The 23,275-nt window shown below is 53.3% G+C and carries 24 protein-coding genes; 15 read left to right on the top strand and 9 right to left on the bottom strand.

The genetic code is table 11. The annotated features are described in order from the left end of the window. From QZ279_RS14895 to QZ279_RS14875, 5 genes are all read right to left on the bottom strand, one after another. A partial coding sequence (locus QZ279_RS14895) for an EamA family transporter (protein ID WP_293452323.1) occupies positions 1 to 304 on the bottom strand: 304 nt, incomplete at its 3' end. 18 nt (positions 305 to 322) lie between these two features. Further along, a complete protein-coding gene (locus tag QZ279_RS14890) occupies positions 323 to 511 on the bottom strand; it encodes a hypothetical protein (protein ID WP_293452320.1) in 189 nt (62 codons plus the stop codon). A gap of 26 nt (positions 512 to 537) precedes the next feature. Then, entirely contained in the window at positions 538 to 774 is a 237-nt protein-coding gene (locus QZ279_RS14885) for a hypothetical protein (RefSeq protein WP_293452317.1), read from the bottom strand. Between the two features lie 281 nt (positions 775 to 1,055). Next, positions 1,056 to 1,709, bottom strand: a complete 654-nt coding sequence (locus QZ279_RS14880; protein WP_293452314.1) for a DUF2461 domain-containing protein — start codon at positions 1,707 to 1,709, stop codon at positions 1,056 to 1,058. A 156-nt stretch (positions 1,710 to 1,865) separates the two neighbouring features. Then, positions 1,866 to 2,480, bottom strand: coding sequence for an exonuclease domain-containing protein (locus QZ279_RS14875; protein ID WP_293452312.1), 615 nt, complete (start codon positions 2,478 to 2,480; stop codon positions 1,866 to 1,868). A 150-nt stretch (positions 2,481 to 2,630) separates the two neighbouring features. On the opposite strand from QZ279_RS14875, the gene QZ279_RS14870 reads away from it, so the two are divergent. Then, positions 2,631 to 3,926 carry a cytochrome c peroxidase gene (locus QZ279_RS14870; protein ID WP_293452310.1) on the top strand — a complete coding sequence of 432 codons (1,296 nt, stop codon included), beginning with the start codon at positions 2,631 to 2,633 and terminating at the stop codon, positions 3,924 to 3,926. On the opposite strand, the gene QZ279_RS14865 is transcribed toward QZ279_RS14870, so the two are convergent. Continuing rightward, positions 3,923 to 5,407, bottom strand: a complete 1,485-nt coding sequence (locus tag QZ279_RS14865) for a CRTAC1 family protein (protein ID WP_293452307.1) — start codon at positions 5,405 to 5,407, stop codon at positions 3,923 to 3,925. The two genes, QZ279_RS14870 and QZ279_RS14865, sit on opposite strands and share 4 nt — an antisense overlap. After that, on the bottom strand, positions 5,404 to 6,681 hold the full coding sequence (locus tag QZ279_RS14860) for an ROK family protein (protein ID WP_366513991.1): 1,278 nt from the start codon (positions 6,679 to 6,681) through the stop codon (positions 5,404 to 5,406). Before QZ279_RS14860 ends, QZ279_RS14865 begins: the two co-directional genes overlap by 4 nt. A 200-nt stretch (positions 6,682 to 6,881) precedes the next feature. Here QZ279_RS14860 and QZ279_RS14855 point away from each other — a divergent pair, with 200 nt between their 5' ends. The 5 genes from QZ279_RS14855 (at position 6,882) to xylA (ending at position 12,872) form a co-directional block, all read left to right on the top strand. Then, positions 6,882 to 7,910, top strand: a complete 1,029-nt coding sequence (locus QZ279_RS14855) for a substrate-binding domain-containing protein (RefSeq protein ID WP_293452301.1) — start codon at positions 6,882 to 6,884, stop codon at positions 7,908 to 7,910. A gap of 151 nt (positions 7,911 to 8,061) precedes the next feature. Next, positions 8,062 to 9,384, top strand: a complete 1,323-nt coding sequence (locus QZ279_RS14850) for a sugar ABC transporter permease (protein ID WP_293452299.1) — start codon at positions 8,062 to 8,064, stop codon at positions 9,382 to 9,384. Beyond that, on the top strand, positions 9,381 to 10,133 hold the full coding sequence (locus tag QZ279_RS14845) for an ATP-binding cassette domain-containing protein (RefSeq protein ID WP_293452297.1): 753 nt from the start codon (positions 9,381 to 9,383) through the stop codon (positions 10,131 to 10,133). Before QZ279_RS14850 ends, QZ279_RS14845 begins: the two co-directional genes overlap by 4 nt. Then, a complete protein-coding gene (gene xylB / locus QZ279_RS14840) occupies positions 10,130 to 11,569 on the top strand; it encodes a xylulokinase (RefSeq protein WP_293452295.1) in 1,440 nt (479 codons plus the stop codon). Before QZ279_RS14845 ends, xylB begins: the two co-directional genes overlap by 4 nt. Position 11,570: 1 nt before the next feature. Continuing rightward, positions 11,571 to 12,872 carry a xylose isomerase gene (gene xylA, locus QZ279_RS14835; RefSeq protein WP_293452292.1) on the top strand — a complete coding sequence of 434 codons (1,302 nt, stop codon included), beginning with the start codon at positions 11,571 to 11,573 and terminating at the stop codon, positions 12,870 to 12,872. Positions 12,873 to 12,880: 8 nt separating this feature from the next. On the opposite strand, the gene QZ279_RS15825 is transcribed toward xylA, so the two are convergent. Continuing rightward, complete coding sequence (locus tag QZ279_RS15825) at positions 12,881 to 13,240, bottom strand: LytTR family transcriptional regulator DNA-binding domain-containing protein (RefSeq protein ID WP_366513990.1); 360 nt, start codon at positions 13,238 to 13,240, stop codon at positions 12,881 to 12,883. Continuing rightward, the gene (locus tag QZ279_RS14830; protein ID WP_293452289.1) at positions 13,137 to 13,817 is read right to left on the bottom strand and encodes a hypothetical protein; all 681 of its coding nucleotides are present in this window, start codon (positions 13,815 to 13,817) and stop codon (positions 13,137 to 13,139) included. The genes QZ279_RS15825 and QZ279_RS14830 overlap by 104 nt, the downstream gene beginning before the upstream one ends. Before the next feature lie 289 nt (positions 13,818 to 14,106). Here QZ279_RS14830 and QZ279_RS14825 point away from each other — a divergent pair, with 289 nt between their 5' ends. The 9 genes from QZ279_RS14825 to QZ279_RS14785 form a co-directional block, all read left to right on the top strand. Next, on the top strand, positions 14,107 to 14,592 hold the full coding sequence (locus tag QZ279_RS14825; protein WP_293452286.1) for a (2Fe-2S)-binding protein: 486 nt from the start codon (positions 14,107 to 14,109) through the stop codon (positions 14,590 to 14,592). Positions 14,593 to 14,661: 69 nt separating this feature from the next. Then, on the top strand, positions 14,662 to 17,034 hold the full coding sequence (locus QZ279_RS14820; RefSeq protein ID WP_293452284.1) for a xanthine dehydrogenase family protein molybdopterin-binding subunit: 2,373 nt from the start codon (positions 14,662 to 14,664) through the stop codon (positions 17,032 to 17,034). 11 nt (positions 17,035 to 17,045) lie between these two features. Then, the gene (locus QZ279_RS14815) at positions 17,046 to 17,831 is read left to right on the top strand and encodes a xanthine dehydrogenase family protein subunit M (protein ID WP_293452281.1); all 786 of its coding nucleotides are present in this window, start codon (positions 17,046 to 17,048) and stop codon (positions 17,829 to 17,831) included. A gap of 79 nt (positions 17,832 to 17,910) precedes the next feature. Beyond that, on the top strand, positions 17,911 to 19,152 hold the full coding sequence (locus QZ279_RS14810) for an FAD-dependent oxidoreductase (protein WP_293452278.1): 1,242 nt from the start codon (positions 17,911 to 17,913) through the stop codon (positions 19,150 to 19,152). 73 nt (positions 19,153 to 19,225) lie between these two features. After that, complete coding sequence (locus tag QZ279_RS14805; protein WP_293452329.1) at positions 19,226 to 20,164, top strand: TRAP transporter substrate-binding protein; 939 nt, start codon at positions 19,226 to 19,228, stop codon at positions 20,162 to 20,164. Positions 20,165 to 20,232: 68 nt separating this feature from the next. Next, on the top strand, positions 20,233 to 20,925 hold the full coding sequence (locus tag QZ279_RS14800) for a TRAP transporter small permease subunit (RefSeq protein WP_293452275.1): 693 nt from the start codon (positions 20,233 to 20,235) through the stop codon (positions 20,923 to 20,925). Next, the gene (locus QZ279_RS14795) at positions 20,922 to 22,223 is read left to right on the top strand and encodes a TRAP transporter large permease subunit (protein ID WP_293452272.1); all 1,302 of its coding nucleotides are present in this window, start codon (positions 20,922 to 20,924) and stop codon (positions 22,221 to 22,223) included. The genes QZ279_RS14800 and QZ279_RS14795 overlap by 4 nt, the downstream gene beginning before the upstream one ends. Positions 22,224 to 22,228: 5 nt before the next feature. Next, on the top strand, positions 22,229 to 22,915 hold the full coding sequence (locus QZ279_RS14790) for a hypothetical protein (protein ID WP_293452269.1): 687 nt from the start codon (positions 22,229 to 22,231) through the stop codon (positions 22,913 to 22,915). Next, positions 22,912 to 23,275, top strand: a 364-nt coding sequence (locus QZ279_RS14785; protein WP_293452266.1) for a 2-oxoglutarate and iron-dependent oxygenase domain-containing protein, incomplete at its 3' end; no start/stop codon positions are given. The genes QZ279_RS14790 and QZ279_RS14785, both read left to right, overlap by 4 nt.

Genomic DNA, 23,275 nt, shown 5'->3' with positions numbered 1-23,275 from the left:
CGATCACCAAGCTTCCGACCACTGTCCAAATATCTGGGGTTTCGGAAAAGAAGACAAAGCCCCAGAACGCCGCAAATGCGAGACCAGAATATGAATAGGGCGCCAGCATAGCTGCTTTTCCTTGGGAAAATGCGCGGATCAGGGCCAATTGGCCAATCGTTCCAGCAAGGGCAATGAGGGCCATTAGGCCCATGCCTGTCGTGTCTGGGGTTTGCCATTGGAAAAGCACCGCGACACTCAGAAGGATCGTCCCAACCAGACCTGTGTAAAAGAGCGAGGTCCAGACATCTTCATCGGCACCCACGCGCCGTGTTAATAAAGCCTAGCCCGAATAACAGACTGCAGCAGCCAGCGGAAACAGCGCGGAAGAACTGAATAAATCACTACCGGGGCGCAAAACAATTATAGCGCCAAGCAGCGCAACCGCGATGCCTGCAATGCGGCGCAGTCCGAGAGGTTCGCCAAGAAATAGGGCTGCGCCAAGGGTGATAAAGATTGGATTGGTCGACATCAGTGCTGCGGCATCCGTCAACGGAATTAGACTGAGCCCATTGAAAAGAAGGCTGTCGCGCTCATCAAAAGGATCGAGCGAAGGATTTGCAAAGTCGGGTAGCGCGTGCGCAAAACGTGTTTAAGGCGCGGCAAAACCAACAGGAGCACGAACAACATTTGTCCAGTGTAGCGTGCCCAAAGCGCGGGAAGCACGCCTATGCTGGGTGCCAGCGCTTTGACTGCCATGTCCATGATCGAAAAGCAGAAAATTGCACTTTTCATCAACAAAATTGCCCGACTTTGCTGTGTCATTGGGGACAGGCCGCATGCATATTCATAAACCGTTCGCTTATTCTTTTTTATCTTTGTTCATCAGTGCTTTGACGTGAAATGAGTAGTCTTTCCCTGATCGTGTCACTAAATTTCTATAGGCCAAAATCGGATGCTGACGGATTGTGCGTCGTCTGGCACTTCTAGTATTTTCTATACGCTATACGCTATACGCTATACGCTATACGCTATACGCTATACGCTATACGCTCAACGTGGTGCGGCTTTAGTCATCACTCAAAGTATCGAACAAGCGGGCTGGCTGCGCGAAAGGTTTCGATCAACAAATCTATCACATCGTCGTCCAACAAAAGCTCATCTGGGATTGCTTTTTTGCATCCCAAGCCAACCATCTTGAGATATTGGGCAGCAGGGGCCGCGCCGTCATATCCTTCGGGAACAACTTTTAAAATTTTGTTGGTGGAGATGCCGTCGCTAAACGTCGCCTTGAACTCGGGGTCTGAGGTGAGTTCATGGATACCGTCGGGGTCTTGCACCAAACGGTTGCGTATTTTTGCAAGCCCCTCTTTGGAGGGTTGAAACAATCCCGCGCCCGCAAAGCAATTTTGTGGTTCAATGTGTAGGTAATACCCCACGTGTTCAGACGGGTGTCCTGCATTTGAAAATACGTCAATTCCTGTTCGAAACAGGCCCGGCCCAACACGTTCGCGCGCGTCTTGAAAGAACTTGGTGTAGCTTTGCTTTGGTTTAATACCCGCATCAGCGACGTTGTGATCATAGCGATGGGAATAATCGTGCAAGGTCTTGGCGATCCCTGTGAAATTGCGCATCGCATCATCGCGTTCTTCACGGTTTGCATCCATCCAAACCTTGCGATTGTTCGCGGCAAGGTCTGTCAAGAACTCGAGTGTTTCTGGCTCTACCATGGTCAAGGCTCCTGCCTGTGTGGGGCCAATTGGCCAAGGGGTGGTACTGCGAACGCGTCCTGTTGCTGTCCAAAGCAAGGGTCTTGAGTTTGGGGCGATCCTTTCTGTGAATGATGTCTAACGCAAGGGTGATATAAAAGGGTGTTTCAAGCTGATCTAAAAATCAAAAGCCAATTGGCGCGATGCATTTAGCATTCCAAACTCTTTGCCCAACACGACTTCGGCTTTCAGTACGACCTCGGCTGCGGCACGCGCGTCTTCGCCTGCATCGTGGTGGCGAAAATTCAGTCCGAGCACTTTCTTAAGATTGCCAAGGCCGTGACCACCATTGCCGCGAAGGTCTGGCCAAGCTTTGCGTGCGATCGCAATGCTATCTGACCAAAATGACTTTAGAATAGGCAATCCAGCCAAACGACACGCACCGTCAAACGCCTTCTCATCAAATCGGCTGTGCTGAACCAACGGATGCGCTTCTAACACCTCTCTCAGTTGGGGCAATATTTGCGCAAATGTTGGTGCCGCTCTGACCGTCTGCGCATCAATGCCGTGAAGCCGCGTGTTCCCATCCGCAAAACGTATGCAGGGATCAACATAGGTGCTAAATGTCTCGATAGTTCCGCCAAACCCCACAAACGCGAGGCCAATTTGGCAAATGCTAGACGTTTCATAAGCCGCTGTTTCGACATCGATCGCGATAAATCGATAAGGCCCGCCCTGCAGTTTCGCTGGTTTTGCGGTGTCTTCAAACAAAATGGGTGCGGCAGAGATCATCGCTAAATTGTGTCACGCTTTTTGAACCTGCACAAAGTGTTTTAATCGCTTGAACTGTTGCGATGAAACCTAAAGACTGTTAGTGATATTACCCCACCTAAGAGTAGTTCGAACCGCATCATGCACGTCACACGCTCCTTCATATTTTTTATGCTGATTGCATCGCCAGCGATCTCGCAAGAGTTGCCCAAACCTCTGACTGATAACGCTTATGCGGTTGTGACATTGCAAGAGGCCCATTTGGGGCAACTCTTGTTCTATGATCCCATTCTATCAGGTAATCGCGACGTTGCCTGTGCGACCTGTCACCACCCCAAGTTGGGAACGACAGACGGTGTGTCGTTGTCTTTTGGGGACGGGGGCATTGGTTTGGGGCGAAATCGAAAGGTGGACCCCAAGAACATTCCGGAAGAGCGGATTCCGCGAAATTCGCCTGCACTTTTCAATCTTGGTGCCAAGGAATTTACGGTTCTCTTTCATGACGGCCGCCTCGAAGCGGATGCGTCCCAAGCAAGCGGCATTCGTACGCCAATAGGCGGCGACATGGCTGTGGGCTTTGCATCTGTGTTGTCCGCTCAAACGATGTTTCCAGTGCTAAGCCGTGATGAAATGGCGGGATCACATCGTGAGAATGATGTGGCACGCAAAGTACGCCAAGGCATCATCACAGGGCAGGGTGGCGCATGGGACCTTCTTGCGCGCCGTGTCGCGGACATTCCAGAATACGCGGTGCAGTTTTCTGAGCTCTATCCACATGTTACGGTGCCCGATGACATTGCGTTTACGGATATTTCTAACGCGATTGCAGCGTTTATCGAATATGAATGGCGCTCTGACACGGCCCCCTTCGACGCGATGCTCGAGGGACGTTTCGCCTTTGACGATATGGCTCAAGACGGGCTTGAGCTGTTTTACGGCGCTAGCGGCTGCGCTGTGTGTCATGCAGGTCCATTTCAAACGGATCACGATTTTCATGTGATGGGCGCACCGCAAATTGGGCCGGGAAAGTCTGCGACCTTTGAAGATCATCACCGCGACGATGGGCGGTTTCGGGTGACAGGGAATGAAGAGGATCGCTATGCATTTCGCACGCCGTCCTTGCGCAACGTGGCGTTGACCGCGCCTTATGGGCATGCGGGATCCCACAAGGATTTGGCAGCCTTCGTTGCAGATCACGCGGATCCCGTGACAGGTTTGGCGACCTATGATCGTGCGCAGGCAATTCTTGCGCCCTACGATAGCAACGATTTTTCGGTGATGGACGACCCTACGCAAGTGGCCGCTATTGCGGCGGCGGTCACGGTGAAACCTATTACTTTGAGTGCCTCAAACGTCGCCTCGTTTGTCGCGTTCTTGAACATGCTGACGGACCCTATCAGCATCACAGGACGGCTCGGGGTGCCGGAACACGTGCCAAGCGGATTACCTGTTCCCAAGATTGACTAAGGCTTTGAAAGAGTGACAGCGCGACCTGCTGAAATCTGAGACGATGACGCCGTTCCGTCGGGCCATTTCACGGTGATCTTCGCCTCTGTGGCGTCGCCGATCCCGAAATGGTGTGGCGTCAATGACCCGCCTGCGTGACCTCCGCCAATGGTGGTTTGAACCATTTGAGTGATGTCGCCTGCATCTAGTGTGATCGTCGCGCCAATCGCATCTCGGTTTCCACCCGATTGCTGCAACGTGACAAAAACCGCCTTGCCCACGTCTTCAGTAACATTGCGATATAACTCCAGCGCAGCTCGGCGGTTAGACACGATCAAGTCGAGCTTACCGTCAAGATCGAAGTCAGCCAAAGCACCGCCACGAGAGCGTTCAAACGTCGCAATACCGGCGGTGTGGGCGGCCTCAGAAAATGTACCATCTGCGTTTTGTACCAACAAATTGTTGGGGTCACGTTCTGCCATTGTGGGCATCTGATCAACGTTGCCCTTGGCGATGAACAAATCAGCGCGCCCGTCGTTATTCACGTCGCCAAATTCAGCGTGCCAGCCCGTCGAGGGACGTCCTTCGTCCCCGACATGAGGGCGCTGTGCATAAGTCCCGATGGCGTAGGGCGCGGCGACATATGTGCCGTCAGAGCGCGCGAATTGAAGAACTTGATCGCCCATGGATGTCAGCATGACCTCGTCCAAACCATCGCCGTTCAGATCGCGGCTTGCGATGCCCATGCCCCAAAGTGCGACGTTCTTCCAACCATCGCCGTCGCCTAGAAAACGACGTTCCTTTATGTCCCACATTTGTTCATATCCACCAGAGACATAGTAGTGACGGTCATTGGACAGACGCAGCGCCGGACGTCCACGTGCGTCGTTTGCGGCAAGGATAGACAGCGGGCAAAAACCGGGGCTTAGGATAGTTTCGGTATAGCCATTCGCGGTGGGGCGTAGGATCGAATTGGTGTCACACGCTTCAAACGGACCATCGGAATCGCTGCGATCAACGTAGTTACCAATGGCAAGCGTCGGACGGGTTTCGCCGCCCTCCCACCACGCCGTGAATGCGGTGCTCCATTTGTCATCGGTCGGGATGCCCATCGCCTCAGTTGCATCGCTAAATCTGCAATCTGGTCCACCCTTCAAAACGCGATTTGCACCGACACGAAGGACGAACAGGTCTTTGAAACCATCCCCGTCAAGATCAATCGGATATGCGCCCGTGACACCGGTCAGGGGCGCGATATTTACCGTAGTGAATTTGAATTCCCCTTCATTGTGCATCATCAACGCCGGGTTTTCGCCGCCTGCTGCAAACACATCAGGCAGGCCATCTGCATTACAGTCAAAGACGGCTAATCCGCCCCCGACAAAATGTTCCCAGCCACCTGCGTAGATATGTGTTGGTAGGTTTGCAGATAAGTCCTGAAATTTGGGTTCTGCCGTCGCAGTGTGCGCCGCGAAAGACGCAAAAATTGCTAATAGCCTCATAGGTTCACGACCTCATGTCCGCCGACCATCGCATCTGTCAACGCGGACAATGCAGGCGCCGTTGCGCCGCGTGCCCAGACCAGATCGTCCCAAGGATGGATTGCAATTTTGCAGGGTTGGCGACGATCAGACAGGGTTAGTTTTTGCATCTCTGACAGAACAGTTTCCGCGTAGAGATAGTTATATTGCATCCGCTTTCCCGACAGAATGATGAGCGGGGGATCAAACAATTGCACAACATTCGAAAGGCCCACTGACAGGAAACGGCCCGCTCTGCGAAAGATGGTTTCGGCGGCGGCGTTGCCGTCGGTGGCGTGCTGGAACAAGATATCCAACAGTTCTTTGGGATCCTTCGTGGTCGTATCCATTTGACCCAAGGCAACAGCAGCCTCGCGGGTTAAAGCGTAGTCGGCAAGGTAGGCCTCAAGACAGCCACGTTGACCACACCGACACAGCGCGCCGTCCATCTGAACCTTGGTGTGACCCAACTCCAAGCCCATACCATGCGTGCCACGATAGAGCTGATTGTTAACCACCATGCCCATCCCAACGCCGTCCTCAATCGTAACAACGGCGAAGTCGGTCATTCCGCGCCCCACTCCGAACCAAAGCTCTGAGAGGGTGAGCATGTTGGTGTCGTTATCAAGAAAGAATGGAATTTCGAAACGCTGATCAAAGGCGTCGCGCAGATCTTCATTGGGGTTTTGCAGCAGGTAGGACCACGTGATCGAACCGCTCGCATTATCGACGATACCGGGCAGGCCAACGCCAACCGCTTTGATGTCAGACAGTGAATGCGTACTTTGCGCCATAAGCAAAGTGATCAGCGCTTCGATTTCATCCAGCATTTGCGCAGATGTCCGGTGTTTTTCAGAGGACGGCATGGTCACGCTGGCCAGTTGGTTTCCTGCGAAATCCGAAAGGACGGCGGATTGCACGGTGAAGGACAGTTTTATCCCGATGACATAGGCTGCTTCGGGAACGACTTCCAGCGCGACGGGAGGGCGACCACGCCCCATTTCGCGTGCGTGCTCTTCGTGAACCTCGCGCAAAAGACCTGATGCAATCAAATCAGCGGTCAATGTTGTGGCACTGCCAGCGCTTATATTCATGGCGCGCGTTACATCCGTGCGGGTGGCGCGTCCACTTGCGCGAACGTGCTGAAAAACCTGTTGACGAAGCGGTATGTCGCCCGCCTTATTGCGATGCAAAAGCGGACCACACCCCTTGGGGATATAGGCTGATTTTTCAGTCACTTTAATATTATTCAACACTTGAAAATAATACCCCAAATTGTAACGCGAATTTGGTGAGTATGGGCCAAAAAACCCATCTTGAAACCCCTGTTTTTGAAAAAATGTCAAATTAGGGCGATTTTTATTTTGCAAACTGAAATTAATAAGGGCAAGTTAAGAAACGAGTCGCTGACTCTTCCCTTGGTCTACGCAAGGGAAATCAATTTGGGAGAATTATAATGAAAAAGTTAATCATTGCGGCAGCCGTCGCAGTTGCAGGCTTTAGCCCTGCAGCATTTGCGGACAGCCACGGCATCACTGTCGGCGTAAGTTGGTCCAACTTTCAAGAAGAGCGCTGGAAGACTGACGAAGCGGCAATCAAGATGGCGCTTGATGCTGCTGGTGCCAAGTACATCTCTGCTGACGCGCAATCTTCTGCTGCCAAGCAGTTGACAGACATCGAAGCCCTGATCGCTCAAGGCGCAGACGCTTTGATCATTCTGGCACAAGACAAAGACGCGATCGGTCCAGCACTTGATGCAGCCGAAGCTGAAGGCGTACCAATGATTGGATATGACCGTTTGATCGAAGATCAGCGTACATTCTACCTCACGTTCGACAACAAAGGCGTTGGCCGTATCATCGCACAATCCGTTGTAGCCGCGCAGCCTATGGGTAACTTTGCGATCATCAAGGGCGACAAGGGCGATCCAAACGCTGGTTTCTTGCTTGAAGGCATGATGGAAGTGATCGCAGACGATGTCGCATCTGGCAAAATCAAGATCGTTGGCGAAGCGTTCACAGACGGTTGGAAGCCAGACAATGCTCAGAAGAACATGGAGCAGATCTTAACAGCCAACAACAACATGGTTGATGCGGTTCTATCCCAGAACGACGGCATGGCAGGCGGTTCCATCGCGGCTTTGGAAGCACAGGGTCTTGATATCCCTGTTGGCGGTCAAGACGGCGATCATGCTGCTCTGAACCGTGTTGCACGTGGTACTCAGACGGTTTCCGTATGGAAAAACAGCCGTGACCTCGGCATGAAAGCTGGCGAAATCGCAGTAGCGCTTGCAGGCGGCACAGCAATGGTTGACATCGACGGTGCATCCATCTTTAGTGGTGGTGCTAAAGGCGTCGAAATGAACGCGATCCTTCTGGACCCAACACCAATCACAAAAGATAACATCTCTGCTGTGATCGACGCGGGCCACATCGCGAAAGACAAAGTATGCGAAGGTGCCATGGACGGCATCGCGGGCTGCTAAGCTCTCGCTAAACTTACCCAGTATCGGCGACCCGCTCTGTGTTGCCGATACGACCTTAAGAATTTCATTCTCCAAAACGTGTGACTGGACTGACCTGCGGCCTTAGCTTTGCCGCTGGATGGAAACACGTATTTCAATCGAGGGCGCACGCATGAGTGACACCAGCAACACCAACAAGACGGGCGATCAAAAACGCGAAGGCGCGTTTGCCAAGTTCTTGCGAGAAACAGAGATCGATACGCGACTGCTTGGCATGCTTGCCGCGCTTGGGTTGATCTGGATCGGCTTTCACTATTATGGCCTGTTCGTGAATGGCTTTGGTGCATTTCTGACGCCCCGCAACCTTTGGAATCTGTCGGTTCAAACCTCATCCATCGGCATTATGGCGACGGGCATGGTTCTTGTCATCATCACGCGCCACATCGACCTTTCTGTCGGTTCGATGCTTGGCTTTATCGCGATCGTTATGGGCATCGTTCAGGTGAACATCCTTCCCCAATTCTTGGGCTTGGGACATCCCTCCATCTGGATCATTGCGATTGTTGTCGGTCTTATCATGGGCACGCTGCTTGGCGCGTTCCAAGGCTGGATGATTGCATACGGAACCATCCCTGCGTTCATCGTGACGCTTGGCGGTTTGCTGGTTTGGCGCGGCGCGGGTTTTCTTGTCGCACGCGGTGAAACGATTTCGCCTGTGGATGCAACATTCAAACTACTAGGCGGCGGACCATACGGCGCTATCGGCAACACTGGCAGTTGGATTGTGGGCATCTTGGGATGCATCGCCGTTCTCGCCATGATCATTCTAGGCCGCCGTAAACGTCAAAATTTCGGCCTGCATTTGCGCCCTATTTGGGCAGAGGGTTTCCTTGCCGCGATCGGTGTCGGCACAGTCCTTGGCGCAACGATCCTAATGAACGCATATCCTTGGCCTAAAGGCATCATCAAGAAATACGCTGCTGCACAAGGGTTCGAAGTACCTGCAGAAGGGATGTTCATCTCGCACGGGTTTGCGATCCCCGTTCTGATCCTGCTTGGTGTTGCAATCGCAATGACGATCTTGATGACTCGCACCAAGTTTGGACGTTACGTCTATGCGATTGGGGGCAACCCCGAAGCCGCTGAATTGGCTGGTATCAACACACGTTGGATGACCGTTAAAATCTTCGCCCTGATGGGTTTCCTGACAGGTTTATCCGCCGTCGTCGCCTCTGCACGCCTTGGCTCTGCGACTGCTGCGCTTGGCACGCTTGACGAACTCTACGTTATTGCCGCGGCCGTTATCGGCGGAACTTCCCTCGCGGGTGGTGTCGGTACGATCTACGGCGCAATCCTTGGTGCGATCATCATGCAAAGCCTGCAAACGGGCATGGTCCTGATCGGCTTTGATGCGGCCATTCAACAGGTCGTCGTTGGCGGAGTTCTCGTCCTCGCCGTCTTCCTTGATATTCTCTACCGGAGGAACTCAAAATGAGCGATACCCTTCTCGTCCAACTCAAAGACATTTCAATTTCTTTCGGCGGTATCAAAGCCGTAGACCATGTCAGTCTTGATCTGCATGCAGGCGAAGTTGTCGGCCTTTTGGGTCACAATGGTGCTGGAAAATCCACGCTGATCAAGATCCTTGCAGGCGCCTACAAGAAAGACAGCGGTGAAATCTGGATCGAAGGCAAACGTGCCGAGATCAATTCACCCCGCGATGCGCGCGACCACAATATCGAAACTATCTACCAAACGCTCGCTTTGGCGGATAACCTCGATGCAGCGTCTAACCTGTTTTTGGGACGTGAATTGACATCGCCTATGGGCTTTGTGGACGATGCAAAGATGGCGGCAGAAACGGCCAAAATCATGGCCCGTCTCAACCCAAATTTCAAAAAATTGAAAGAGCCGGTTTCGGCCCTCTCTGGAGGTCAACGCCAGTCCGTTGCGATTGCGCGTGCGGTCTATTTTAACGCCAAAATCCTGATCATGGATGAACCGACTGCCGCGCTTGGTGTGCACGAAACTGAAATGGTCGCAGACCTGATTAAAGAGCTGAAAGACCAAGGTCTGGGTATCTTCTTGATCAGCCACGACACGCGCGAAATGATGGATCTGTGCGATCGTGTGTCCGTCATGAAAAACGGCCATATGGTTGGAACAGAGCGCGTCGAGGATGTGACCGAAGATGACATTCTGTCGATGATCATTATGGGCAAAAACCCAAAGGCCGCAGCATGACATATATCGGCCTAGACCTTGGAACGTCCTCCTTAAAGGCGATCCTGATTGATGAAAATCAGAAGGTTTTGGCCGAACATGTCGTCACTTTAAGCGTATCGCGTCCCCAAGCAGGGTGGTCCGAGCAAGATCCCAGCCAATGGTTCGCCGCGACCGAAGAGGCCGTCAAAGCACTGGGTGCATCGGCGGATGTGTCCGGTGTTCGTGGCATCGGTTTGTCTGGCCATATGCACGGTGCAACCTTGCTGGACCAATCCGATGATGTGCTGCGTCCCTGCATCCTTTGGAACGACACACGCTCCGCGATTGAAGCCGCTGCATTAGATGCTAACCCACAGTTCCGCGCGCTGACAGGCAACATCGTTTTTCCAGGCTTCACCGCGCCGAAAGTGGCATGGGTCAAGAACCATGAACCAGCCTTGTTCGACCAGATTGCCAAGGTCCTGCTGCCCAAAGATTACTTGCGTTTGATACTGACGGGCGAGCACGTGGCAGAGATGTCAGATGCTGCTGGCACCAGCTGGTTAGACGTAGAAAAACGCGATTGGTCAGATGATCTACTGGCAGCAACAGATCTAGTCCGCAGCCAAATGCCGCGCCTCGTCGAAGGTTCGGAAAGTTCCGGCACGCTCAAAGACTCCCTTGCCCAAAATTGGGGCCTCCCCAAGGGTATTGTCGTCGCTGGTGGAGGCGGGGATAATGCCGCCTCTGCCATCGGTGCCGGCGTTGTGAATAAGGGCGATGCTTTCGTTTCGCTTGGCACGTCTGGCGTGCTGTTCGCGGCCTCTGATGCTTACCAGCCAGATGCTGCGAGTGCTGTGCACACGTTTTGCCATGCGGTTCCGAACACGTGGCACCAGATGGGCGTGATCCTTGCTGCGACCGATGCCTTGCAATGGCTTAGCCAGCTAACGGGCCAAAGCGCAGCCGATCTCACGCGCGATCTAGGTCCGTTAACGGCTCCTACGCGGACGCTGTTCTTGCCCTACCTTGGCGGTGAACGTACCCCACATAACGATGCGAATATGCGCGGCCAATTCCTGCATCTGGACCACGCAACGGATGCGAAACAAGCAACCCGCGCCGTGCTTGAGGGCGTTGCCTTTGCATTCGCCGATTGTCAGGACGCGTTGCGATCCACGGGTACGCATATTGATAGCGCTCTTGCGATGGGGGGGGGGGCAAAGTCCGATTACTGGCTTGAGGTCATCGCGACCACGCTTGGCATTCCTTTGATGCTGCCCCAAGCGGGCGATTTCGGCGCTGCCTTTGGTGCTGCGCGCCTTGGCATGATGGCCGCTACGGGCGCTGGCGTTGAAATTGCAACGATGCCGCCGATTGCCAAAACAATAGACCCAAACAGCGTGCTCACGCCTGCGTTTGACGAAAAACACGCGCGATATCGCGCTGCATATACCGCCCTAAAGGACCTCTAAAATGACCGGTTTCTTCAAAGATATTCCTGCGATTAAATTCGAAGGGATCGACAGCGATAACGATTTTGCATTCCGTCATTATAACCCTGACGAGGTTGTCATGGGCAAACCTTTGAAAGAACACCTGCGCTTCGCTGCGGCCTATTGGCATTCCTTTGCTTGGCCCGGCGGCGACCCATTTGGCGGCCAAACGCTGGATCGCCCTTGGTTCGGTGACACGATTGAATTGGCGAAACTAAAAGCTGATGTTGCGTTCGAGATGTTCCAAATTCTGGACGTGCCGTACTTCTGCTTCCATGATGCTGATGTGCGTCCAGAGGGTGCGGATTTCGCAGAGAACACGTGTAATCTGGAAACCATCGTCGACTATTTCGCCGAAAAAATGGACGAGACGGGCGTTAAACTGCTTTGGGGCACGGCAAATTTATTTTCGCATCGTCGTTTCATGTCTGGCGCGGCGACAAATCCTGATCCGGACGTTTTCGCCTTTTCTGCGGCCACGATCAAAACTTGTATGGATGCGACCATCAAACTGGGCGGCGAAAACTATGTGCTTTGGGGCGGTCGTGAAGGATACGAAACATTGCTGAACACCGACATGGGTCGTGAACGCCAGCAAGCAGGTCGTATGTTGCAGATGGTTGTCGATTACAAACACAAGATGGGGTTCAAGGGGGCGATCTTGATTGAACCCAAGCCGCAAGAACCGACAAAGCATCAATATGACTACGATGTAGCCACCGTGTACGGCTTCTTAAAGGACTTTGGTCTCGAGGGTGAAGTGCAGGTGAACATTGAACAAGGCCACGCGATTTTGGCGGGACATTCGTTTGAACACGAACTCGCTATGGCGCGCGATTTAGGTATCTTTGGTTCGATCGACATGAACCGCAACGACTACCAATCTGGTTGGGACACGGATCAGTTTCCCAACAATGTGCCTGAAGTGGCACTGGCGTATTACGAGGTTTTGCGCGCAGGTGGTTTCAAAACTGGCGGCACTAATTTCGACGCGAAACTGCGTCGCCAATCGCTTGATCCTGAAGATCTGATCCTTGCCCACGTTGGCGGCATGGATGCTTGCGCGGCAGGGTTCAAAGCGGCTGCGAAAATGCTTGAAAGTGGATCCTTGGAAGCAGCGCGCGATGCGCGTTATGCAGGTTGGGATCGCGCTGATGGCAAAGCATTGATGAACAGCGATCTAGGTGCAATCCATGATCGCGTCGTGACTGAGAACCTGAACCCCGAACCGCGTTCTGGTCGCCAAGAACGATTAGAAAACCTTGTGAATAGGTTTGTGTGATTGGTGGGCTATGCGGCTTTGCGAAATAATTGATAGGTTTGTTCAAAGGAATGTTTGCGAAATTTAGGAACCATTAGACGATCGCCGTTCGTCATTTTTATTTCGATACGATTGTTGTCTATTGGAACCATGCTTAGGATCGCGTTGAAAGCAATCCACGATGTTGAATTAATGCGCATACCAAGACCAACACCCAATGTTTCTACGGTCTCCGCAAATGTGGCTGACGTGGATGTCTTGCCAGTGAGCGTTGTGACGTTAAGCTCATTTTTTTTCGACGCGGATCGACACCAGACTATCTCTGTTGAAAACCTGTGACCCGATGGCGACTGTTTTAGAGGGTTGAACGATGCGAATGGGGGAAACACTGGGTTGATCTATGGCGATGCTGGGATTTGGATGGTTTGTCGGGTTGGGAACGCCCGTAAGAGAAAAAAGGCCTCGCAGTTTTATTGTTAGAACTTTGGAATGCATCGGCACAACGAACCGTGTGTGGATCATGTCTAAGCAAACAACGACTGCGAGTTGGCGAAGGATTAAAGGGGCGCTAAGCTCTGAAAATTCTAAAATGCTGCTTGATATCAATGGAGCTGCCAATGCTATCACCAAGGCGGCTATCATTGGGATCGGTAGGAAAATGACAGGTGTAAATACAGCCCGGACCCAATTGCGTTTCGCGAAATAGAACAAGAGGCAGCTGCTTATCGCAAGCCAGCCAAGAAGTGATACAGCAAGGAGCGCGTACACAGCGAAATTTTGCGGGTCGCTGAGGGTGGGGTTAAATTCATAGCTAAGAAAAGCGGCATATACTGCACCGGCCAAAACTGAAAAACGGATGAATCTGACGTCACTCATGTAACGCAACACCGATGTGCCAGAGATAACGACGAAGGTACCATCGAGAAATCTAAGTGTTGTTGTCGATGATTTTGGCGTTGCTATCATATTGTCTCGCTTTGATAAGGACTAGCTGCATTTAGCTGGCTACATCTTCAGGTAAGTTATTTTTTGTTCCCTCAAAAATTCATTTGGGTGGATTTCCCTGAATTCCCGACTCTTCACAGTGTGGGTTTAGACCGTGTTCGCTTAAGGTCAGGTAAACGCAGCAGATTTGTGGACAAAAAGAAACTCCTGAACGCCTGAACAGAGCGCCGCTGCGTAACAAACAAAAATTAGCACTAGTCTCGAAGCGTCTTTTCCCTAAAGTAAACCCAGACATTCTTGGGAGGGAAGTATGACGACCATTTCTATGACCGTTAACGGAAAGACAATTTCCGAAAACGTGGAGGGCAACACGCTGCTCTCATCATTCCTGCGAGAAGACTTGCGCATGACGGGCACGCACATCGGCTGCGACACGTCACAGTGCGGCGCTTGCGTAGTGCATGTGAACGGCGAAGCGGTGAAATCCTGCACTATGTTTGTGATTGAAGCAGATGGCGCAGAGATTGGCACGATTGAAGGCCAAGCCAACAACGACGGGTCTTTGAACGTCGTACAACAAGCGTTTCAGGATCATCACGGATTGCAGTGCGGATTTTGCACTCCCGGCATGGTGATGTCGGCGACGGCTTTGCTCAAGGACAATCCCAAGCCATCCGAGCAAGAAATTCGCGAGTATCTTGAGGGCAATATTTGCCGCTGTACGGGATACCACAACATCGTAAAATCGATCATGGCTGCGTCTGGTCAGGATGTCTCGAAGATCGCAGCTGAATAAGTAAAGTTTCTGAAACGACGCGGGACTCGATTTTTCTAGAAAAATCGTTTGCCCATGGGAGGAAAACACATGCCTAAAGATGGTGGAATTGGCGCAGCAACAACGCGCCGCGAAGACGTACGGTTCTTAACTGGCAAGGGCCAGTATAGCGACGACATTAGAACCTTTGGTGAATGCGCAGCGGTCTTCGCGCGCTCAAACGTTGCCAATGGAACGATCAAATCAATCAATACAGAGGCCGCAGCCGCGATGCCGGGCGTTCTGGCAATCTTCACGGGTGAAGATTTCGTTGAGGTGGGTGGGAACCCTGCAGGTTGGGCCATCGTAAGCCGTGACGGCGAACCGATGAAAGAACCCAAGCGCCCTGTTTTGGCCCATGGTAAAGTCCGTCATGTGGGCGATGCATACGCTGCTGTCATTGCTGAAACTGTTCAGCAAGGTAAAGATGCGGTTGAAGCGATTGAAATCGATATCGAGGAACATGACGCCGTGATCAACATGGCCGATGCCTTGTCTGGCACCAACTACGTGCACGATGAAATCGGCACGAACCAGTGTTTCGACTGGGGTTGGATTGAAGACAATCGCGCCGCCACGGACGAAGCCATCAAGGGCGCGCATCACGTCACCACGCTTGAGTTGGTCAACAACCGTCTCGTGCCAAACGCGATGGAACCACGCTGTTCCATTGGTCATTATAATACAGGTACCGGCGACTACACGCTGCACACAACCTCCCAAAACCCGCATCTGACGCGGCTTTTGATCTCTGCGTTTGTGATGGGCATTCCTGAAAACAAGCTGACAGTTATTGCACCAGATGTGGGCGGTGGTTTCGGCTCTAAAATCTATCACTACGGTGAAGAGGCACTGGTTCTGGCCGCGGCTAAAAAGCTGGGTCGCACGGTCAAGTGGACATCGGATCGCTCCGAGGCCTTCCTGACAGATGCACATGGTCGCGATCACGTCACGAAGATCGAACTTGCTATGGACAAAGAAGGTAATTTCCTAGCCTTCCGCACCGAAACCATGGCCAACGTCGGTGCGTATCTGTCGAACTTCTCGACCGCCACGCCAACCTTCTTGCATGGCACATTGATGGCGGGTAATTACACCGTTCCGCTGGTCTATGTGAATGTCAAAACCGTCTTCACCAATACGGCCCCTGTTGACGCATATCGCGGAGCAGGGCGTCCAGAAGCGACCTATTCCCTAGAGCGTGTGATCGACATGGCCGCTCGTGAAATTGGGATGGATCCGACAGAACTACGACGCAAGAACTTCATCAAACCTGATCAGTATCCCTATGCCTCGGCTGCGGGTCTTGAGTATGACAGCGGCAACTACGACGCCCTTATGGATCAAATGGAAAAGGTCTCTGACAAGGCTGGCTTCGCGGCCCGTCGTGCAGAATCCGAGTCCAAAGGTCTGCTGCGTGGGTTCGGTGTAAACGCCTATATCGAGGCGTGTGGCATCGCGCCCTCAAATCTTGTTGGCATCCTAGGATCACGTGTTGGTCTCTATGACGCGGCGACTGTGCGTGTGAACGCGACGGGCAATTTGTCCGTTATGGTGGGTGCACACAGTCACGGGCAGGGCCACGAAACAGTGTTCCCGCAGGTGGTCGCTGAGATGCTGGGCATTGATGCGCAAAGCATTGATATTGTGCATGGTGATACGTCGAAAATTCCGTTCGGGATGGGCACTTATGGCTCACGTTCTTTGGCGGTTTGTGGATCAGCCGTCGTGCGTGCGACGGAAAAGATCATTCTGAAAGCCACCAAGATCGCGGCACACATGCTAGAAACCGAAGAAAACAATGTTGAGTTCAACGACGGTACCTTCAGCGTTGCGGGCACCAACAAGTCGGTCAGCTTCGGCGAAGTCGCGCTGAAAGCCTACATCCCACACGAGTTTCCGATTGAAGCGATTGAACCGGGCCTTGAAGAAACGGCGTTCTATGATCCTGCCAACTTTACATACCCCTCTGGTGCGTATTGTTGCGAGGTCGAGATCGATCCAGAAACTGGCAAAGTGAGCGTTGATCGCATGACGGCTGTCGATGACTTTGGAAATGTGATCAACCCATTGGTTGTCACGGGTCAGGTTCATGGTGGTTTGGGTCAAGGGATTGGCCAAGCCTTGGTCGAGAACACGACATACGACGATGATGGTCAGCTTTTGTCCGCCAGCTACATGGATTACACCATGCCGCGCGCTGACGATCTGCCGTTCTACACAGTCGATCACAGCATGGGAAATGCCTGTACGCATAACCCCTTGGGTGTGAAAGGGTGTGGCGAAGCGGGTGCCATCGGATCACCGCCAACCGTTGTGAACGCCGTCATCGACGCGCTGCAATCTGGTGGCAAGAACATCACCCATATCGACATGCCCATGACCCCGCACCGAGTGTGGTCGGCCATGCAAAACGCTAAATAAGGAGCGCAGAGATGTATTCATTTGATATCGAACGCCCAACATCTGTGGCCGATGCGGTCGCGGCACTCGGGTCCGAAGATGCACAAGCGCTGGGGGGCGGTCAAACGCTTATTCCAACGCTGAAACAACGACTTGCGTCGCCTAGCGCGCTGGTTTCCCTAACGGGGATTAGCGACATGCAGGGGACAACATCTGAGGGCGGCGCTCTGCGGATCGGTGGCGCCACGACGCACGCCGCTGTCATGGCAGGCGCGTCCAGCTATCCCGCGTTGGCAGCCCTTGCCGCCAACATCGGCGATCCAGCGGTGCGCAATCGTGGTACGATTGGCGGATCACTTGCCAATAACGACCCGTCTGCGTGCTACCCTGCGGCAGCCCTTGCATCAGGTGCGACAATCATCACCAACGCCCGCGAAATTGCGGCGGATGATTATTTCCAAGGCATGTTCGACACAGCGCTGGAAGAGGGTGAGATCATCACAGGCGTCACCCTGCCTGTGCCTGAAGTCGCCAACTACCAGAAGTTCGTCCAACCCGCGTCACGTTTCGCGCTGGTCGGCGTGTTCGTTGCAAAATACGCGGACGGTGTGCGCGTTGCTGTGACAGGCGCGTCCAATGAGGGCGTGCATCGCTGGGCAGAGGCAGAGGCAGCGTTGAGCTCGAATTTCTCAGCCGACGCGATTGCGGACCTTACTGTCAGTGCAGATAACCTGATTGGGGATCTACACGGCAGCCCAGAATACCGGGCGCATTTGGTAAAAGTCATGACAGGCCGTGCCGTCAAAGCTGCGTTCTAAATTCAAGTCGGGGCGCACATCATTGCGCCCCGACTTCATCTAATCCTTTCAAACCGCTAAAAATTAAAGCGAATATCAGATGCGCATTATCGTCGTTGGTGCTGGAATTGTTGGCGTGTCCTGCGCGATTTGGCTGCAACGAGGTGGTCATGATGTCACGATTGTAGATAGCAAAGGCCCTGCAAGTGGCACCAGCCATGGAAACGCGGGTGTTCTTGCGGCTGGCGCTGTTATTCCGGTCACAACTCCCGGCTTGGCGATGAAAGCACCGGGAATGTTGTTTGATCCGAACGCGCCCTTGTTCCTAAAGTGGCGTTACTTGCCCAAACTTTTATCTTTCCTGCGCCACTACATGGGGTTCGCGAATGACGCGCATGTCGATGTTTACGGATCAGCCATGTCGACGCTTTTGCACGACACAGTCGATCAGCACCGCGCCTTGGCGGCAGGGACGGGGGCTGAAAAATTTATCAGTGATGAGGATTATTGCTTTGGCTACGCGACCAAAGCTGCGTTTGAGGCCGACGCCTATGGTTGGAAAAAACGCAAAGCGGCTGGCTTTAAATACGAGGTGGTTGCAGGCGCGGATTACGTCGAAGTTGATCCAAGTTACGGCGAAGCCTTTGAGGTTGTTGTGCGCTGCAAGAACCATGGCCGCATTTCTGACCCTGGCAAATACGTGCAAACTCTGGCGGATCATTTTGTGACCAAAGGCGGCACGCTGCGCATTTGTGACGTGCAAGACATCGAAGTCAACAACGGCGCGATAACGATGCTTAACACGTCTCACGGCGATATGACGGCCGATAAAATTGTCTTTGCGATGGGGCCTTGGTCCAAAAAGATTGCCCATAAACTAGGCGTCAAAGTCCCGTTTGAGAGCGAACGTGGCTACCACCTCGAATTCATCAATCCAAGCACCATGCCCCTAAACCCGATGATGGTCGCCAGCGGTAAATTCGTGCTGACCCCGATGGATGGCCGTTTGCGCGCAGCAGGAGTTATCGAATTTGGTGGGCTTGAAAACGGGCCCAGCGATGGACCAATCGACTTTCTAAAGCGTCAAGTCGCTGAAATCCTGCCCGATCTGAAATACGACAGCATTGTTGAGTGGATGGGTCACAGACCCGCGCCCGCCGATAGCCTGCCTTTAATCGGGGCAAATGACGCCGCGGGAAAAAGCTATAGCGCCTTTGGGCATCAACACGTTGGCTTGACAGGTGGGCCTAAAACGGGTCGGATCATCGCAGATTTGATTGGGGGCAAACGAGCCAATATCGACTTGGCCCCCTTTGATCCAAATAAATTTAAAGCGCACTAAAGCGCTGCCATCTGGGAGGACACCAATGAAGAGAATTTTGAAAACAACCACAGCCCTTGTTGCTGGTGCGGTGATGGCGACAACTGCATTTGCAGGTGGTCACGCGCAAAAGTGGGACATGCCAATGGCCTATGCGGCCACGAACTTTCACTCCGAGCACGGTGTAATCTTTGCTGACAAAGTGCGTGAGCACACAGGCGGCGCAATCGACATCACGGTTCACGCGGGTGGATCGCTCTTTGGTGGCGGCGACATCAAGCGCGCTGTTCAAACAGGTCAGGTTCCAATCGGCGAGCGTTTCATGTCCGCACACGCCAATGAGGCCCCGCTTTTGGGCTGGGACAACTTGCCGTTCATCGCGACAACCTACGAGGACAACGCCAAGCTTTGGGCGGCTGCAAAGGACACAGTGAACGCACAACTGGCTGATCTAAATCTCGTTGCGCTCTATACATGCCCATGGCCGGGGCAGGGTTTCTACTTCAACAAAGAAGTGAAATCATCCGCTGACACGCAAGGCATCAAGTTCCGTTCATACAACTCTGCAACCGCGACGTTTGCTGAAGAGTTGGGCATGATCCCCGTCCAGATCGAAGCGGCCGAACTCAGCCAAGCGCTTGCAACGGGTGTTGCATCCGCGTTCATCTCGTCCGGTTCCACAGGTTATGACCGCAAAGTTTGGGAGCATCTGTCCCACTACTACAAGGTCAACGCATGGCTGCCACGCAACTACGTGATGTTGAACACGCAAGTTTGGGAAGGTCTAGATGCGGAAGTCCAAGCTGGCGTTCAAAAGGCGGCTGACGAAACGGCTGCTGCTTGTGCGGCGAAGTCTGCGGATCTTTCGAACTTCTATTTTGATGAACTCGCCAAGAACGGCATGAGCGTTGAAGATGCGGGTCCTGATTTCCTTGCAGAACTACAAGCAATCGGTGCGAAAATGACAGCTGAATGGTTGGAAACAACTGGTGCAGACGGTCAGAAAATCCTAGACGCCTATAACGCGAACTAAGCGTCTCTTTGGCCAGCCCTGCATCATGTGGGGCTGGCACATTCTTCCAAATAAATTGAGAATCCACCATGCGTGATTGGTCGCCAGTCATGGGTCTGCCCCTTTGGGTCTGGCTTTTTGTGATGCCGAGTATCCTTGCGTTGATCTGCTTTGTTGCGGGTCCGCGGATAGAACGGGGAATGCGCCCGATCTGGCGCACCTTGGATGGTGTTTACTTCGCCAGTGGCGTTGTGGCGGCGTTCTTCATGGTGATGATCTTGTCGTTGATTGTCGCCCAAATGGTTGCGCGCTGGACGGGTTATGCCTTGCCCGGCACCACGGAATTTGCAGGCTACGCAATGGCTGCCACATCGTTTTTCGCGTTGTCCCATGCCATGATGCGCGGAGCGCATATTCGGGTGTCGATCATTCTGAATGCCAATAAGTTCCTGAAAAAATGGCTCGATATCTTCGCGGTCTTCGGCGCGGCAGTGATCGCGACCTATTTCGCGCGTTTCGCGGTCAAAGCGAACTTCTTTTCAGAGATGCTGAATGATCGCACGCAGGGCCAAGATCAGATCCCCGAATGGCTAGTGAAGCTCTTCCAGTTCGATATTTCGGGCGCTTTAGAGGGTGGTGAAAAGCTGGTCTACACTCCCGTCTGGATCCCCCAACTTGCCATGTCTATTGGCACCATCCTGCTCGCGCTCGCGCTTTGGGATACATTGACCCGCTTACTCGTTACGGGCGTGAACCCCATCGTGTCGGAGAAAGTCGAATGACCGAAGCCTATGCAACCATCATCTTCCTGTTCGTTCTGTTCACGCTACTAGGATCGTCCATCTGGATTGGTCTCGCGCTTATGGGCGTCGCGTGGGTCGGCCTAGAAATGTTTACCACGCGCCCCGCTGGGGACGCGATGATCACGACGATCTGGACGGGGGCCAGCTCTTGGACCTTGACCGCGCTGCCGCTGTTCATTTGGATGGGCGAGATCTTATATCGAACCCGATTATCCCAAGATATGTTCCGCGGGTTAGCGCCATGGATGCGCTGGCTGCCAGGTGGTTTGCTGCACACGAACATTGCCGGATGCACAATTTTCGCAGCTGTTTCTGGATCCTCCGCTGCAACGCTCACGACAGTGGGCAAAATGTCGATCCCAGAACTGCGCAAGCGCGGCTATCCCGAGTATATGATCGTCGGAACCCTCGCGGGCGCAGCCACGCTCGGCCTGATGATCCCACCCAGCCTAACGCTTATCGTTTACGGGGTGTCGATTAATGAGAGCATCATCAAGCTGTTCATGGCGGGCATCATTCCGGGCCTCGTATTGGCCGCGCTGTTCATGTCCTACATCATGGCCTGGCACTACATTCGCCCCCACGAACGGCCCGAACCAGAACCCAAAATGGCCTTTGGCGAGATGCTTGCGGAAAGCCGCTTTTTGATCCCCGTCCTGTTACTGGTCTTCGCCGTCATCGGATCGATGTATTTCGGCTGGGCCACAGCGACAGAGGCGGCAGCGGTCGGCGTTCTCGGCTCGCTAACACTCGCGATCTTCCAGCGCTCCCTCACAATGTCGGCCTTCATCGAGAGCCTTATGGGCGCGACACGTACATCTGCCATGATCGCGCTTATCTTGATGGGGGCTGCGTTCTTGTCGCTGTCCATGGGCTTCACAGGTCTTCCACGTGCGCTCGCTGCATGGATTGATGAAATGCAGCTTTCCCCGATCACGCTGATCGCAGCCCTCACTGTGTTCTACATCATCCTTGGCATGTTCCTTGATGGAATTTCGTCCGTCGTTCTGACCATGGCCATCGTGGAACCGATGATCCGCCAAGCAGGCATTGACGTGATCTGGTTCGGTATCTTCATCGTAGTCGTCGTGGAAATGGCGCAAGTCACACCGCCGATTGGCTTCAACCTGTTCGTTCTGCAAGGCATGACAAAACACGAGATCGGCTACATCTCCAAAACCGCGATCCCTATGGTTGGCCTGATGTTGTTGATGGTTGTTATCCTCGTCGCGTTCCCACAATTGGCGACTTGGCTGCCCAATAACATCCGACAATAGACATCATGGCCCTGCGCGTTTCAGTCCTGCAACTCGACACGGATTTCCCGCGTGTCGCGGGGGACGTGGGGTGCGCGGAAACATACCGCGACGCTGTCGAAATCATCCGCATGCCAAGCGCGACCGTGGGGCAGGTGGTCAGCAATCGCCCCGACCTAATCGATATCGCCCCGATAGAGGACGCGTTGCGCCGCGCGACGGGTGATCTGATCGTGACGTCGTGCGGTTTCCTGTCCTATTGGCAGACGCATTTGGCAGGCCTCACGGACAAGCCCTTCATCAGCTCTGCGCTGACAGCACTTGATCACCTGAGCATGTCCTACGTGGCGGGTGAAATCCTTATCTTAACGTATGATGAGGCCAGCCTAACGCCCCTTCATCTTGGTGCGCACGCAGACTACGCGACGGGTATCACCGGATTGCCAGATGATATGCACCTGAAACAAGTGATCCGCGAGAACCAAACGACGCTTGATGTGGAACGGGCAGGGCGCGAATTGGCTGCGTTCATTGCAACCGCGAAAAAGCCCTGTCACAAACATCTGCTCCTCGAATGCACAAATCTGCCGCCTTACAAAGCGCAGATGCAAGCTGTGACAGGTCTACCGATCACTGACATTCTCACTTGTATCGAGGCGACGCAGCCAAATTCTATTGACCCAGCATTCTTGCCAAAAAAGGACATCCCATGACAACGCCAGATTTCGCCGCCGCGAAAGCGACAAACCAATTCGCAATCCCGGTCATTGATATTTCTGGCGCTATTGATGGCAGCAATATCAAAGGTGTTGCTGATGCAATCTTCGACGCGGCCACGGACCACGGGTTCTTTTACATCTCAGGTCACGGCATTGGGCAAGACTTGCTGGATGCAGCTTTTGCAGTCTCCAAAGACTTCTTTGCATTGCCCCAAGACGCCAAATTCCCTGTGGCGGTGAATAAACATCAAAGGGGATGGATGGCGCAGGGCATGTCGAAATTGCAGGGCGCTGCGACGCATGATTTGAAAGAGGTGTTCTTCTGGGGAACCGAGACTGCGCCCGATGACGCGG

Source organism: Planktotalea sp. (assembly GCF_018607965.1).
In the GTDB taxonomy this organism is placed as follows: domain Bacteria; phylum Pseudomonadota; class Alphaproteobacteria; order Rhodobacterales; family Rhodobacteraceae; genus Planktotalea.
Note: the sequence above shows the minus strand (reverse complement) of the source record. Positions and strands in the feature narration are given on the sequence as shown.

What these genes read in the sequence shown, in the direction of transcription:
- QZ279_RS14890 (WP_293452320.1), bottom strand. Translation starts at nt 511, where the DNA reads ATGTCGACCAATCCAATCTTTATCACCCTTGGCGCAGCCCTATTTCTT.
- QZ279_RS14885 (WP_293452317.1), bottom strand. Translation starts at nt 774, where the DNA reads ATGAAAAGTGCAATTTTCTGCTTTTCGATCATGGACATGGCAGTCAAA.
- QZ279_RS14880 (WP_293452314.1), bottom strand. Translation starts at nt 1,709, where the DNA reads ATGGTAGAGCCAGAAACACTCGAGTTCTTGACAGACCTTGCCGCGAAC.
- QZ279_RS14875 (WP_293452312.1), bottom strand. Translation starts at nt 2,480, where the DNA reads ATGATCTCTGCCGCACCCATTTTGTTTGAAGACACCGCAAAACCAGCG.
- QZ279_RS14870 (WP_293452310.1), top strand. Translation starts at nt 2,631, where the DNA reads ATGCTGATTGCATCGCCAGCGATCTCGCAAGAGTTGCCCAAACCTCTG.
- QZ279_RS14865 (WP_293452307.1), bottom strand. Translation starts at nt 5,407, where the DNA reads ATGAGGCTATTAGCAATTTTTGCGTCTTTCGCGGCGCACACTGCGACG.
- QZ279_RS14855 (WP_293452301.1), top strand. Translation starts at nt 6,882, where the DNA reads ATGAAAAAGTTAATCATTGCGGCAGCCGTCGCAGTTGCAGGCTTTAGC.
- QZ279_RS14850 (WP_293452299.1), top strand. Translation starts at nt 8,062, where the DNA reads ATGAGTGACACCAGCAACACCAACAAGACGGGCGATCAAAAACGCGAA.
- QZ279_RS14845 (WP_293452297.1), top strand. Translation starts at nt 9,381, where the DNA reads ATGAGCGATACCCTTCTCGTCCAACTCAAAGACATTTCAATTTCTTTC.
- xylB (WP_293452295.1), top strand. Translation starts at nt 10,130, where the DNA reads ATGACATATATCGGCCTAGACCTTGGAACGTCCTCCTTAAAGGCGATC.
- xylA (WP_293452292.1), top strand. Translation starts at nt 11,571, where the DNA reads ATGACCGGTTTCTTCAAAGATATTCCTGCGATTAAATTCGAAGGGATC.
- QZ279_RS14830 (WP_293452289.1), bottom strand. Translation starts at nt 13,817, where the DNA reads ATGATAGCAACGCCAAAATCATCGACAACAACACTTAGATTTCTCGAT.
- QZ279_RS14825 (WP_293452286.1), top strand. Translation starts at nt 14,107, where the DNA reads ATGACGACCATTTCTATGACCGTTAACGGAAAGACAATTTCCGAAAAC.
- QZ279_RS14820 (WP_293452284.1), top strand. Translation starts at nt 14,662, where the DNA reads ATGCCTAAAGATGGTGGAATTGGCGCAGCAACAACGCGCCGCGAAGAC.
- QZ279_RS14815 (WP_293452281.1), top strand. Translation starts at nt 17,046, where the DNA reads ATGTATTCATTTGATATCGAACGCCCAACATCTGTGGCCGATGCGGTC.
- QZ279_RS14810 (WP_293452278.1), top strand. Translation starts at nt 17,911, where the DNA reads ATGCGCATTATCGTCGTTGGTGCTGGAATTGTTGGCGTGTCCTGCGCG.
- QZ279_RS14805 (WP_293452329.1), top strand. Translation starts at nt 19,226, where the DNA reads ATGGCGACAACTGCATTTGCAGGTGGTCACGCGCAAAAGTGGGACATG.
- QZ279_RS14800 (WP_293452275.1), top strand. Translation starts at nt 20,233, where the DNA reads ATGCGTGATTGGTCGCCAGTCATGGGTCTGCCCCTTTGGGTCTGGCTT.
- QZ279_RS14795 (WP_293452272.1), top strand. Translation starts at nt 20,922, where the DNA reads ATGACCGAAGCCTATGCAACCATCATCTTCCTGTTCGTTCTGTTCACG.
- QZ279_RS14790 (WP_293452269.1), top strand. Translation starts at nt 22,229, where the DNA reads ATGGCCCTGCGCGTTTCAGTCCTGCAACTCGACACGGATTTCCCGCGT.